This window comes from Vibrio coralliilyticus ATCC BAA-450 (assembly GCF_000176135.1).
In the GTDB taxonomy this organism is placed as follows: domain Bacteria; phylum Pseudomonadota; class Gammaproteobacteria; order Enterobacterales; family Vibrionaceae; genus Vibrio; species Vibrio coralliilyticus.
In genome coordinates, this window is record NZ_ACZN01000016.1 from 70,444 (window position 1) to 83,354 (window position 12,911).

The 12,911-nt window shown below is 47.9% G+C and carries 12 protein-coding genes; 8 read left to right on the forward strand and 4 right to left on the reverse strand.

Going from position 1 to position 12,911, the window contains the following annotated elements:
• Positions 1-55: 55 nt before the first annotated feature.
• The gene (locus VIC_RS11525) at positions 56-538 is read right to left on the reverse strand and encodes a GlcG/HbpS family heme-binding protein (protein WP_006959939.1); all 483 of its coding nucleotides are present in this window, start codon (positions 536-538) and stop codon (positions 56-58) included.
• A gap of 81 nt (positions 539-619) precedes the next feature.
• Here VIC_RS11525 and VIC_RS11530 point away from each other — a divergent pair, with 81 nt between their 5' ends.
• Positions 620-1,288: a Crp/Fnr family transcriptional regulator gene (locus VIC_RS11530; RefSeq protein ID WP_006959940.1), complete on the forward strand. Its 669-nt coding sequence runs from the start codon at positions 620-622 to the stop codon at positions 1,286-1,288.
• A gap of 11 nt (positions 1,289-1,299) precedes the next feature.
• On the opposite strand, the gene VIC_RS11535 is transcribed toward VIC_RS11530, so the two are convergent.
• The 3 genes from VIC_RS11535 to VIC_RS11545 form a co-directional block, all read right to left on the reverse strand.
• Positions 1,300-2,502: a multidrug effflux MFS transporter gene (locus VIC_RS11535; protein ID WP_006959941.1), complete on the reverse strand. Its 1,203-nt coding sequence runs from the start codon at positions 2,500-2,502 to the stop codon at positions 1,300-1,302.
• Complete coding sequence (locus tag VIC_RS11540) at positions 2,495-3,142, reverse strand: recombinase family protein (protein WP_172974085.1); 648 nt, start codon at positions 3,140-3,142, stop codon at positions 2,495-2,497. The genes VIC_RS11535 and VIC_RS11540 overlap by 8 nt, the downstream gene beginning before the upstream one ends.
• A 168-nt stretch (positions 3,143-3,310) precedes the next feature.
• Complete coding sequence (locus tag VIC_RS11545) at positions 3,311-3,910, reverse strand: TetR/AcrR family transcriptional regulator (protein ID WP_039951838.1); 600 nt, start codon at positions 3,908-3,910, stop codon at positions 3,311-3,313.
• A gap of 137 nt (positions 3,911-4,047) precedes the next feature.
• On the opposite strand from VIC_RS11545, the gene VIC_RS11550 reads away from it, so the two are divergent.
• The 7 genes from VIC_RS11550 (at position 4,048) to VIC_RS11580 (ending at position 12,900) form a co-directional block, all read left to right on the forward strand.
• Positions 4,048-5,133 carry an efflux RND transporter periplasmic adaptor subunit gene (locus VIC_RS11550; RefSeq protein ID WP_006959947.1) on the forward strand — a complete coding sequence of 362 codons (1,086 nt, stop codon included), beginning with the start codon at positions 4,048-4,050 and terminating at the stop codon, positions 5,131-5,133.
• 8 nt (positions 5,134-5,141) lie between these two features.
• Complete coding sequence (locus VIC_RS11555; RefSeq protein ID WP_006959949.1) at positions 5,142-8,210, forward strand: efflux RND transporter permease subunit; 3,069 nt, start codon at positions 5,142-5,144, stop codon at positions 8,208-8,210.
• 150 nt (positions 8,211-8,360) lie between these two features.
• Positions 8,361-8,705: a DMT family transporter gene (locus VIC_RS11560; protein ID WP_006959951.1), complete on the forward strand. Its 345-nt coding sequence runs from the start codon at positions 8,361-8,363 to the stop codon at positions 8,703-8,705.
• 74 nt (positions 8,706-8,779) lie between these two features.
• Positions 8,780-9,664, forward strand: a complete 885-nt coding sequence (locus VIC_RS11565) for a LysR substrate-binding domain-containing protein (protein WP_006959953.1) — start codon at positions 8,780-8,782, stop codon at positions 9,662-9,664.
• 106 nt (positions 9,665-9,770) lie between these two features.
• A complete protein-coding gene (locus tag VIC_RS11570; protein ID WP_006959955.1) occupies positions 9,771-10,655 on the forward strand; it encodes a carbohydrate ABC transporter permease in 885 nt (294 codons plus the stop codon).
• Between the two features lie 10 nt (positions 10,656-10,665).
• Complete coding sequence (locus VIC_RS11575; protein WP_039951839.1) at positions 10,666-11,613, forward strand: carbohydrate ABC transporter permease; 948 nt, start codon at positions 10,666-10,668, stop codon at positions 11,611-11,613.
• Between the two features lie 6 nt (positions 11,614-11,619).
• Positions 11,620-12,900 carry an extracellular solute-binding protein gene (locus VIC_RS11580; protein WP_039952024.1) on the forward strand — a complete coding sequence of 427 codons (1,281 nt, stop codon included), beginning with the start codon at positions 11,620-11,622 and terminating at the stop codon, positions 12,898-12,900.
• The last annotated feature ends 11 nt before the right edge of the window (positions 12,901-12,911 follow it).

The window sequence follows — 12,911 nt, forward strand, 5'->3', positions numbered from 1 at the left end:
AAAAGTGCTGTAAAGCCGTTCAACAAAACCACTCACAGGAAGTGAGTGGCCAATGTTAAAGCGCTATTTTGCTGATCGCTTTTTTACCACACTCTTCTTCAATAAGAGGGTTAGGTGCGCCAGATAAGCCAATGGCACCAATGACGGTACCTTTGTATGTAATGGGTAGCCCACCCGTTAGGATAAGAATATCGTCTTCCATTTTACCCAACTGGCTAAACCCTTTTGCTTCAACTGCGCCAGTTAACGCTGAAGTTGGCGCCTTAAGGGTGGCGGAAGTATAGGCTTTACGAAAGCTGGTGTGAACGGTGTTACTACCAGTGCCTTCGCCACGATAGAAATAGAGTAATCGACCTTGATCATTGACAACGGAAACCGAAATCGGGACGTTAACAGCATTGCACTCAGCGATGGCTTCTTTGGCAATTTGTTCTGCGACATTGGTGGGCAGGTAGAATTTGCTTGGTATCTCCGCAGCGTGAACGGATGAGATTCCAAGAAGTAGGCTGGCAAGTGTCGTGGTGAACTTGTTTAACATGGGCTCTCCTAGGTGTTAATTCGTTGGAGAGGTATATATACCCATCGGTGTAAAGACGACTCTACAATTTGGATTGTGTTTATGGAAAAGAATCAGACAGAAGGACAAAGTGAACTGTTGAGCTCAAGTTTTGAGCAGTTAGATCCTTCACTGCGTGCCAAACTTGAGGGCACTCAAAGCAAAGTTCTCTACGCCGAAAAACAATATATTCATTATGCAGGTGATGAGGCCAAACATCTGTTTTTCGTTAACCGTGGGGCGGTGAGAATCACCAAGTGCAGTGAATCTGGTAAAGAATTCATTATTAAGGATCTCACTCAGGGTGAGTGGTTTGGTGTGATTGGTTGTTTTGGCGGTGGTACGAGACCAAATGATGCGATTGCTTTAGCCGAAACCGAGTTAATTCAGTTCTCATTGACGGATTTTATGGCTGTGGCTGACCAAAACCCTCAGCTGTGGCATTGTATTAGTCACCAGTTGGCTCAGTATGTGGTTCATTACAACCGAAGGCTGGAAGATATCGTGTTCCAACCTTTGATGGAAAGGACGAAAGCCATGTTGGCTCAGCTAAGCCGTTGGCAAAATACCGACACCTTAGCGATGAGCCAAATGGATCTGGCCTGTTTACTGGGCGTGACTAAAGAAGCGGTCGGATTACAGTTGAACAAGCTGCAAGCAGAAGGTGTTATCTCATTGGGTTACAAAAAGATTCACATACACGCTTCTTTTGACCGAAATCCAACCGTGTAAATATTGGAAAATCATACGGCCTGACGCTCTTTCTGCACCAAGGCCTCATGAGTACTGAATCCACGTACAATGTTGCCCAGTGTAATGGCGGCGAAAGCGATAATTACAAAACTCAGGTGCCATGCTTGATTCAAACCCAGTGTGACCAGTGCCATGCTGACGATAGATGAGATGATCATTTGTCCGCCACCAGACATGGCCGCCGCTGCTCCCGCTTGTTTCTTGTAGGGTTGCATTACCATTGCTTGCGCACATGGTAGCGCTATCGCATTGCCTAAAATCATCAATAGTTGGCCGAACATCAGATAGAGCGGCTCAAGCGGGCAGAAGAAAAACCATAGGGCTGAAGCAAGGTGCAACACAGGTGTGCACAGCAGCATTTTCTTACTGCCAATTATCGGCCTTACTCGATTACAGATACTGGTACCTGTCAGCATGCCCAATGCTGGAATGAGTGCCCACATGGCGTATTCATCTGATGTCATCCCAATCTGATCTTGCATGATAAACGGCATCACTGAGACGGTAGTGATCATCAGGCTGAAGTTTAGCCAGCCGATACTGGCGAAGCTGATGAAGTATCGGGAGGTGACTAATTCGCGATATTGTCTCAGCATATTAGCTGGTGAAGGCATAGGCTTGGTTTGGCTTAACGTTTCGTCAAAGCGAATCACAATGATCGCCCATGCGATTGCTACATAACCCAACAATGAGACAAATACCATGCTCCAGCCAAAGTGAAAATTGATAAAGCCGCCCAATACTGGTGCTATCAAAGGTGTGATTGACGCCGCCATAGCGATGTAAGAAAGGGCGACAGGCAGTTGAGCACCACTGTAGCGATCTCTGGTTGAGGCTCGGGCCAATACCGCGCAACAACCCGTTCCTAAGCCTTGCAGCAATCGTCCAAGTACCATGCCGGTAAATGAGTCGCTGAAGGAGATAATCAGCACTAAGCCTGTCATTGCAATCAATAAACCTGCTAGCAATACCTTTTTGCGTCCTAGCGAATCGGATATAGGACCGTATAGGAACTGTGAAGGCCCAAAGCCAAGTAAGTACACACTGACTAACAACTGAGCCTGGTCGAGTGAGATGCTAAAGTCGCGAGCTATCCACGGTAGTGAAGGAAACACCAGCCCCATGCTTAACTGGCCAATACTGATGATTAAGCAGGCGAGCAGAATGGCTCTTGGCTGGATAGAATTACTCATCATTTTCCCCACAAGCAGACGGACCTTGTGCTCGGCGTTTTAGGCAGCCCTCATCATCATCTTGCTGGAGCCTGGCTTTGACTCTTTTCACCGTCGATAGACTCACATCGCATTGTTCTGCCACGCTATGTAGTGTTTTACCTTGCATCAAAAGCTCGGCAATCCGGCGATGTTTCTGCTTATCAGCTGGGCGGCCACGGAATTTCTGTTTCCACAGTTCTGGGTTATCTTTGAGCTGCTTACGCCCCATTTCGGCAGCAAATAAGCGATGCTGAGTCTGCACTTGCCCATAACCCGACAGTAGGGCGAGTAGAGTTTGGCTTTGTATTGTGTTGGGTTCGATTCGCAATGGCTCACACACGGTTTGTAAATTGACGCCTTTGTTTTGAAGTCTCTCCACCACGCTGAGCGCCTGACTAAAATCATGGCCAAATGCACTTAGCCACCAAATGACCACGGTATCGCCGGTTTTTAGCGTGTCTAAAAGCTTTACGAATTCAGGACGCTCCATCGCTGGAACGTATCCACGCACTTTGTCCTGAAAGTGTTTTGCTTCAGGAGTGCAACTCTGCAATTGCTCAAGTTGCTGAGAGTAGGCTTGGTTTTTTGGAGAATATCGAGAGTAAAGGTACGTCGCCATAAAAATGTTTTGGTTCATTTGGTGTGATAGGTCATAAATATAGATAGGCTCATAAATAAGATCAACACCAAATGAACCATTACCATGGAGAGATGGCTTAACCTATTGAGAAAAGGAGAGATAAATTTTGGGCGTCAGAAGCGTTCTGAGCACAAGTTCGGAAAGAGGTTACTTTAGCGTGTGGCTCAAGAACAGGTCGACACAACTCTTGATGTATTGATGCTTTTGTTCGTGAGATTCTTCGATGTTCTCACCGAGATAGCGCCAGTAGACCGCCTTGCCATGAAACATCAGCAGTAACTGAATGGCGCTTTGATGACTGGAGACATCAAGTTGAATGGTGCCGTCTTCAACTTTCTTATCCAGATATTGCTCAAGCATTTTGGTTGTTTGAATCGGGCCGTACTCTAAATAGGTAGCGGTAAACTCTGGGTGAGTATCGATGTTGCTGACCGCATTTCGATACGTTTGTTGTGCGCCTGGGTTCAGCAGAGTTTGGTGAAAACCCATCCCAAATTTCACCAAAGCCTCTTCAATTGGCAGGTTGAGGTCGAGCACCGCTTCATTCGCTTGATATTCCAAGCATTTGTTTCTCATGCACGTTTCAAACAACAAGTCCTTGGTTTTGAAATGCGAGTAGATGGTTTGTTTCGAAACATCAGCGAGCTTCGAAATACTATCCATACTGGCACCATAGCCGTGGACACCGAATAATTCAGTGGCCGCTTGGAGAATTCTTTGGCGTTTTAATTCACTGGCACTTGTCATCGATCTTTCGCAATTTGCAGGACACGAGCCAAACATATCAATATCAAACTGGACAGTCTAGTTTTGTTGCTGTTTAATATGTGATCAAACTAGACCGTCTAGTTTGATTGTTGATTTTTGGTTAACGAGGCTGACTTATGCTGTATCAGAATAAAATGGCGACAGCGCTGGTAATGACAACTCTATTGCTGGTTTCTGGGTGCTCTGAATCCGTGGGTGAAGAACCTAAACCAATAAACCTCATCACCGTAGACTCAAAAAACATTGAGAAAAGTGATGGATACGTTGTCCCGAGAGAATATGTCGGCGTTGTTCAGGCAGCGCAGCGAGCAAACCTTGGTTTTGAGCTGGCAGGGAAAGTGCTCAGTATCAATGTGGATGTGGGTGATCAAGTTAAGCAAGGTGACATCTTAGTGACTCTGGACACTCAATTACTTGATGCTGAGAGAAATGAGCTGTTGGCACAACTGGAAGAGATCCGTTCTCAGGCCAAATTGACCGACAGTAACCTTAAACGTCAGTATTCGCTGCAAAAGAAAGGTTTCAGTTCTGAGTCTGAAATTGATGCGCTCACCAGTGAGAAAGAGAGCCTTGCCGCTAACGCACTGCGAGTAAAATCTGCGCTTGAAGCCAATTCACTCAAACTAGAAAAGTCGATACTAAAAGCACCTTATGCGGGAGTGGTGAGCAAACGTTTTGTATCGATAGGTGATGTGGTATCCACGGGCACTGCGACCTTATCTTTACTGTCATCCGACAACAAAGAAGCGCTGATTGGTATTAATCGTAAAGACATCAAGAAATTCTCTCAGCTCAAAAATGTCAGCATAACCGTCAATGATAAGCCCTATGCGGCCACCTTACTTTCTCATCCTTCGAACGTTGACAGTAATTCTCGCAGTGTCGGGCTGCGTTTTCTTCTTCAGGACAGTGGCGCTGTTTTGGATGGTGAATTGGCTTATCTGACCTTTGAAAAATCGTACACCGATAGTGGATTCTGGATTCCTGCCACCGCACTGACGGATGGGGTTCGCGGTACATGGAATGTATATACCTTGGGTTCAGAGCAAGGGCAGAAAATTATCGAGCGAAGAGTAGTGAATGTTCTATTTGCCAGCAACGATTCAGTGTATGTACAAGGCAGCCTGAGTGGTGGAGACGAAATTGTGACGTCCGGGCTGCATAAGGTGGTCCCCGGCCAACCAGTGCAAACTGCTGAGTGAGTGTCGCCATGAAGTATCAAAGTATCCTTTCCAATACCCGTTTGATGATTCTTGCTGTGGCGTTTCTTATTGTCAGTGGCTTATCTGCGTTTCAGACTTTGCCCAGAGCCGAAGACCCGATTATTGCTAATCGCAACGCGACCATCACAGCGGTTTATCCCGGCGCGAGTGCGACTCGGGTGGAATCACTGGTGACAGAAGTCATTGAGAATAAGCTCAGGCAGATCGATGAAATTAATCTCATTACGTCGACGTCACGCATGGGAATTGCAGTGATAGGCGTTGAGCTGAATGAATCGATTACAGACTCCGATCCGATCTGGTCCAAAGTGCGCGATAAGCTGTCTGATGTAGAACCGGAACTGCCCGCGGAAGCTTTGCCGCCTGAATTAGACAGTGATCGCACCTACGCATTTACCACTATCATAGGTCTAAAATGGCAAGGCGTTGGTGAGCCTGAATTGCTCACGATGGGGCGCTATGCCAAAGAGCTGGGAACGCGTCTTAGAACCATGTCAGGTACCGAATTTGTGGATGAATACGGTCTCCCTGATGAAGAGATAGTGGTTAACCTCAATGTCAGTGATGCGGTTTCGCTTGGTGTCTCTGCCCAGCAACTTGCCAGTGTGCTTGAAGGCGCCGATGCAAAAAATTCCGCAGGGGAGCTGAATACTCAGGATACTCGCTATGGTCTTGAGCTGACGTCCAATTTGGACTCACTTGAAAGAATCCGTAACGTGCCTGTTGCGGTAGATGAAAACGGGCATACGGTTCAAATTGGCGATATTGCACAAGTCAGGCGCTCGGCCAAAGCCCCGTTTGATGAAATGGCGTTGCTGGATGGTCAGCCTGGGGTGATCGTTGCGGCGCGCATGCAATCTAATCTGCGTGTCGATAAATGGACACCAGCCGCCATGAAGGTGCTAGCGCAGTTCGAGCAAGAGCTACCAAAAGAAATTCGCGCCGATGTGCTGTTCAGCCAACAGGGCTACACCGAAAACCGCCTATTTGAGCTCAGCGAAAGCTTAATGATTGGTTTAGCGTTGGTATTGGCCGTTCTGCTGTTTACATTGGGTATTCGAGCGGCGGTTATCATCGCTTTGGCACTGCCTCTGACTATGCTGATGACGACCACTTTCATGAAGTTCCTCGGAATTCCTATCAACCAGATGTCGGTGACGGGGTTTATCGTTGCATTGGGCATCATGGTCGATAATGCAGTCGTGATGGTCGACACTATCCAAAGCTATCGATTGAAAGGCATGGCGAAGTTGGAATCGGCCATGAAGGCGATTCAACACTTATGGGTGCCGCTGCTTGGGTCAACGCTGACCACGGTGTTAGCCTTTGCGCCAATCTTTTTGATGCCGGGAGCTACGGGAGAGTTTGTGGGGGCTATCGCCCTGACGGTGTCGTTTTCTCTGATTGGATCTTACATCATTTCCCATTCGATCATCGCAGCGTTGTCGAGTGTCTTTTTGCCTCGTCAGCAGGAAGGCCACCACTGGTATCAGACAGGTGTGACTATTCCGGCCCTCAGCCGAGGGTTCTCTGCCTCCGTCGCTTGGTCGATTCGCCACCCTTTCCTTGCTGTAGGGCTCTCACTGGTGCTGCCGCTATTTGGGTTCTGGAGCACGTCTCAGCTTACCGAGCAGTTTTTCCCGACCTCTGACCGTGACATGTTTGAAGTGCAGGTATTTCTTCCTCCACAATCGAGTATTTACGCAACCGAAGCGACCACGGAGATCATTCAGGATTTAATCACAGCTGAACAAGGCGTTGAGCAGGTCCATTGGGTTGTCGGGGCTTCTTTCCCTTCTTTTTATTACAACCTGGTCGGCAACCAACAAAAAGCGCCATACTTTGCTCAGGCAATGGTGAAAACCGTCGATTTTCAGACCGCAAACGCCTTAATACCTAAGCTTCAAGCGCTGCTGGACAAGAAAGTGCCACAAGCTCAAGTGTTGGTCAGAAAGCTAGAACAGGGCCCACCGTTTAATGCCCCTGTTGAACTGCGAGTGTATGGCAACAATCTGGAACAACTCAAATCGATTGGTGAAGATATTCGCCTGCTCCTTTCTCAAGTACCCCATGTGACACACACTCGTGAGAGCCTGACATCCGGTGTGCCTCAGTATCGTGTGACGGTGGATGAGCAGGCGATCCAGATGAATGGGGTGAGCCTAAATCAATTTGCCGGCTTACTTCAGTCAACACTCGTCGGCCGAGAAAGTGGCAGCGTGATTGAAGGGACAGAGTCGGTTCCCGTCCGTGTTCGGGTTAAAGATGAGCAACGCGAAAGCTACAGTGATTTAAACAATCTTCGTTTTCCACTAATGCAAAGTGATGCAGAACTGGGCACTACCGTACTTAACTTATCCTCTTTGGAGCTGACACCAAGTCGAGGCAATATTACTCGTCGTAATGGTGTTCGCGTTAACACCATCGAAGGGTATATCGAAGCGGGAGTGTTACCCCAAACTGTGCTAAACGAATTTAAAAAAGCACTGGAAGGCTACTCGTTTCCTGCTGGCTACCGAGTTGAGTTTGGAGGCGAAGCCGCTGAACGTGATGAGTCGGTTAACAGCCTGATTGGTAATGTCTCTCTGGTGATGATTCTCATGGTGCTGGTTGTGGTGTTGTCATTCAATTCATTCAGGCTGAGTGCGGTGATATTTTTCGTCGCGGGACTGGCTGCAGGGTTGGGCATTCTTTCCGTATGGTTGTTCAGTTATCCGTTTGGCTTTACCGTCATCATTGCGCTGCTGGGGGTGATAGGTCTTGCGATTAACGCGGCTATCGTGATTCTTGCAGAACTCAGAGCGGATACCGATGCGCTCAATGGTGATTCAGAGGCGATTTTGGCCGCTGTCATGAGTTGTACTCGCCACATTACGTCGACCACGATTACGACTATTGGGGGCTTCTTGCCTTTAATTCTCGCTGGTGGTGGGTTCTGGCCGCCGTTTGCGGTGGCGATCGCTGGGGGGACGGCACTGACGACTCTGCTATCGTTCTATTTTGTGCCTTCCATTTTCACCTTGTTAACCAAGCTACCGCACAAAATAGCGGCTTAAAACATCGCCGCTCTGAACCACTAAGTTCATAGCGATGATTCACTTCAGAAAACCTAAGCACTTTGCTTAGGTTTTCTATTAGGTATCGACACAATAGTGACATGCAAGCTCATTAGCCTGCCCGATTTACACTATAAATGCGGGTTAAATATGTTGTTGTCCTTACCACCTGCGGTGACCCTGATTATCGCTATTGTTCTTGAAGTCTTCGCCACCTCTTGGTTGCCAAAAACGCAGCAGTTTACGGCGTTGTATCCTACATTGGGCGTGTTAGTGGGTTATGGAGTAGCGTTTTATCTACTTTCGTTGACAGTACAGAGCATGGCGTTAGGCGTGGCTTATGCGATCTGGTGTGGCGCGGGCATTGTTCTTGTCGCTGCTCTTTCCTGGCTGGTCTACGGACAAAAGTTGGATGTGTATGCTTTGGTTGGTATCAGCTTTATCCTGTGTGGGACGGTGATCATAAATCTGTTCTCCACCTCCGTTAGTCATTAATCTGTCATCTTCGCGTCGAAAATCTGCAACCTGATTGAAGTAGTTTTCAGTTTTATTTCAATCAGGTGAACGCCATGTTACCTCCTTTACGTGCTCTGGTCGCTTTTGAAGCGGTTGCCCGGCTTGGCTCGATTGGTGCCGCTGCTCGGGAATTGTGTGTTACGCAGGCCGCTGTAAGTCAACAGTTGAAAAGTCTGGAAGCGTTTCTTGATGCGACGCTGTTTGAGCGAACGCAAAAGGGCGTCAGGTTGACGTCGTCTGCTCAGCAGTACCAACCGATTGTTTCTGGCTCTCTAGCTCACCTTAAACTTCAGACTCAACTGTTGTTCGGTGAAAAGGAAACTGATGTACTGAGCCTCAGGGTGAACCACACCCTTTGCCATAACTGGCTTCTGCCGCGCTTACCGCATTTTTACAACAAATACCCTTTCATTCGCCTTGATATTCAGTTGGTCGACTGGCCTTCAACTACACCTTGTCAGAACGTTGATATCGAATTGACCAATGGCAAAGTAGAAAGTGAAGACACCAGTGCTGAGCGACTCTTTCAGGAACACTGGCAACTGGTGTGCAGTCCTGAGTTCAAACGTGTTTATCAAACTCAGCTTGATGAGCGTGATTTTTCACAGCTTCCTGCCGTGCAGGTCAAGGGATATCAGGAGAACTGGCTTCAGTGGCTAAGCCACAATCAGTTCGATGCGATGCTGCCCAAAGTTCAGCTCGAAATCAGTAACTCTCTGCATGCTTTGGAAGCGGTCAAACATGGTGTCGGCGCGTTGTTGGTAAGGTCGCTGGCGGTGTCAGAACTGTTAAAGAGTGGAGAGCTGGTATTGGCGGTGGATGCCTCTATGCCAGCGGAATCGGGCCATTATCTGATCACCAATAACAGTCGTAATGCCAAGGTCAATTTCTTTTGTGACTGGCTGCACCATCAGATCAAAGATGATGGCTTGGCTTAAAGATTTTCTTATGAGTGCCCATAAAAAAAATGAGGGGCACTCCAACAGGCTTGTCATATAGCGCACTTAGTTTATTGACATATCACGGAAGTACTAAGGTCAAACCATGAGTACCATCTCACAACAAATATCGAACCACCTCAAAGTGCTGTTGTTTACTGCACCACTGCTGATTCCACTGGTGGCTTTTTGGTTAGTGCCGTTCGGCTACTCCATTTATATCAGCTTTACAGATTGGGATTATATCTCGCCTGAATACGATTTCATCGGCTTGGAAAACTATCAGTATATGGTCGAGGATTTTGAGTTTACTCAGGCGTTACTCAACACATTTTGGTTTTCTCTTGGTGTGGTTATTCCGACTGTGGTGCTGGGGCTGATCTTTGCTTTACTGCTGCATAAAAACTTTGCGGGCAGCCAGTTTTATCGTGCAGTAATCTTCTCACCCTGGATTACACCAACGGTTGCGGTTTCGATTGTCTGGTCTTGGGTGTTTGAGTCCAAATCCGGTCTGGCGAATCAAATTCTGATGTCGATGGGTTTCGACAAGATTGCCTGGTTGGAGCAGGGCGATACTGCCATGGTCGCGGTGATTATTGTCACTATCTGGCAGGCCATCGGCTGGACAATGCTGTTTTACATCAGCGCGCTCAACAAAATCCCGAGTTCTCTCTATGAAGCGTCACTGATTGACGGTTGCAGCAGTCTGACTCGCTTTTTCAAAATCACCTTACCTCTAGTATCGCCGACAACTTTCTTCTTGTTGGTGGTCAACATCATCAATGCGGTTCAGGCGTTTGACCAGTTCCAGATCCTGACGCAAGGCGGGCCTGGTGGTGAGACTCGCACACTGCTTTATCTCTTCTATCAGCAAGCGTTTGAGCGTTATGAAATGGGGCCGGCGGCGGCGACATCATTGGTGATTTTCCTGATCACTGGACTACTGGCACTGGCAAATACCTACATTGGTAAACGCTGGGTTTACTACTGAGGATAGGATTATGACGACACAAGTTATGGATAGCGCGCCACGATTACGCCAGATAAATGGGTCACTTCAAGCGGCGACCACTGACCAGTCATTACCAGCTAGTCAGGAAACCGCCAGTAAGCGGCTGGAAATACAAACACTGACTTCGATAGGTAAGCACCTGTTCCTCGCCATATGCGGAACACTGATGGTGTTCCCTTTCCTCTGGATGTTGTCTGGTTCTCTGAAATCGAACGATGAGATTTTTGCCAGCCCACTGAATTTGATTCCGGAGCGATTTCGCTGGGAGACCTTTATTGAGACGTTCCATAGCGCACCATTTGGGCTGTACATTTTCAACAGCTTCAGTGTGGCGCTTTTTACGACTTTGCTAGTGATCATCAATTCTGCGATGTTCGCTTATGCCTTGACTCAGTTGAAATTCCGCTCAAAGACAGTGCTCTATTTTGTTGTGATGGGCTGTTACATGTTGCCGGGGGCGGTGACTTACATTCCATCTTACATCACGCTGGCGAAGCTGGGGCTGCTTGACTCACATATGGGGCTGGTGGTGTCTAATGCCGCGTCTATTTTTGGCGTTTTCTACCTGCGTCAGGTCTTCATCAAAATCCATCCGTCACTGATCGAAGCAGCACGCATTGATGGTGCTGGTGAGCTGAAAATCTTATGGGCGATTTTGCTGCCTCAATGCAGAGCAGCGGTCGCAACCTTGTTCTTGATTACCTTTATCACGAACTACAACAGTTACATGTGGCCGAGTCTGGTGATCACTTCACAAGAGTTGAACCTGATTGCAACCGGGATTCGCCACTACTTCATCGCCGAAGGCAATTACGGTCTTAACTGGTCGCAAATTATGGCAGCCAGCACGATTGCCGTATTGCCTTTGTTGATTCTATTCGTCTTGTGTCAAAAGACGATTCTTTCAGGTATCGCCGATAACGGCGTAAAAGAGTAAATGGAAATGAAACTAAAAACTCTCGCACTAGTGTGTGCTGGCGCAGCGAGCGCTTCAATGGTCTCGGGTAGCGTTCTGGCAAAAACGGAAGTGAATTTCTGGTATTCCGGCGGTACAAAACCTCAGAAGCTGATGACTCAGCTTATTGAAGAGTTTAATGCCAGCCAAGATGAATATGTCATCAAGCCAGCATTGCAAGGAAACTACACCGAAACTTATCAGAAACTGCAGGCAGGTTTGGCTTCAAAAACCGCTCCGGAAGTGGTTCTGCTTGACTCGGTCCGAGCTGAGGCGATGTATGAGCGCGGCTTGAGTCGTGATCTTAAACCGTATATGGACGCAGAGTTCAACTTCTCGGATTTTGTCGGGGCGTTTAAAGATCAGGTGATGGCTGAAGATGGAACAGTGATTGGCTTACCAGCTTACGGTACGACCCAGGTGTTTTACTACAACAAGAAAGTGTTGGCAGACAATGGCTTTACGGAGAAAGACCTGAGTACCTGGCAGGATGTGGCTAAAGTTGCTGAGAAAGTGACTCAGCGAGATGCGAAAGGCAACACGACTTTTTATGGCTGGGAACCGATGTGGGGTCAGGACAATATGATCGACGCCGCTTTCTCTAATGGCGCTAAGGTGATCAGCGATGATGGCAAAACAGTACTGATTGACTCAAAGCAATGGGTTGAAGTGTGGGACAGCTTCCGCAAATGGATTCACGAAGACCAAATCATGCGTATTCACCACGGTGGTCAGGGCTGGGAGTACTGGTACAAGACCATTGATGATGTCATGAAAGACAACGCCCTTGGTTACACAGGCTCATCGGGTGATCAGGGCGATCTCGATTTCACTAAACTTGCTGCAACCACACAGCCTGGTTGGGGTTCTCACCCATCCGCACCTCAAGCTGGTGCTCTTGTCTACGTAATGCCTAAAGGGACCGACGACAAGGCAGCACAAGGTGCGTTTGAGTTTATGGAGTTTTATACCAACGCTAAGAACACCGCGAACTGGTCTATGTTCACAGGTTACATCCCTGTACGTATGAGTGTAGAAAGCGTGCCTGAGTATCAGGCGTTCACCAAGGACAACCCACAAGCTCTGATTCCGTTAAAGCAGGCAAGCTTCGCCAGCCAGGATTTCCTAGACCCAACGAATGGCAAGATCATGGATGCCCTGAAAGTGGCTGCCGATCAGATTCAAATTCAGAACGTACCTGCTGAGAAAGCGCTGAAACAAGCGGCGAAGAAAGCGCAGCGTGCACTGGATAGAGCCAACCGTTCTTAATCTTGATAAGG

Coding starts and splice junctions, on each gene's coding strand:
- VIC_RS11525 (WP_006959939.1), bottom strand. CDS start 538: ATGTTAAACAAGTTCACCACGACACTTGCCAGCCTACTTCTTGGAATC.
- VIC_RS11530 (WP_006959940.1), top strand. CDS start 620: ATGGAAAAGAATCAGACAGAAGGACAAAGTGAACTGTTGAGCTCAAGT.
- VIC_RS11535 (WP_006959941.1), bottom strand. CDS start 2,502: ATGAGTAATTCTATCCAGCCAAGAGCCATTCTGCTCGCCTGCTTAATC.
- VIC_RS11540 (WP_172974085.1), bottom strand. CDS start 3,142: ATGGCGACGTACCTTTACTCTCGATATTCTCCAAAAAACCAAGCCTAC.
- VIC_RS11545 (WP_039951838.1), bottom strand. CDS start 3,910: ATGACAAGTGCCAGTGAATTAAAACGCCAAAGAATTCTCCAAGCGGCC.
- VIC_RS11550 (WP_006959947.1), top strand. CDS start 4,048: ATGCTGTATCAGAATAAAATGGCGACAGCGCTGGTAATGACAACTCTA.
- VIC_RS11555 (WP_006959949.1), top strand. CDS start 5,142: ATGAAGTATCAAAGTATCCTTTCCAATACCCGTTTGATGATTCTTGCT.
- VIC_RS11560 (WP_006959951.1), top strand. CDS start 8,361: ATGTTGTTGTCCTTACCACCTGCGGTGACCCTGATTATCGCTATTGTT.
- VIC_RS11565 (WP_006959953.1), top strand. CDS start 8,780: ATGTTACCTCCTTTACGTGCTCTGGTCGCTTTTGAAGCGGTTGCCCGG.
- VIC_RS11570 (WP_006959955.1), top strand. CDS start 9,771: ATGAGTACCATCTCACAACAAATATCGAACCACCTCAAAGTGCTGTTG.
- VIC_RS11575 (WP_039951839.1), top strand. CDS start 10,666: ATGACGACACAAGTTATGGATAGCGCGCCACGATTACGCCAGATAAAT.
- VIC_RS11580 (WP_039952024.1), top strand. CDS start 11,620: ATGAAACTAAAAACTCTCGCACTAGTGTGTGCTGGCGCAGCGAGCGCT.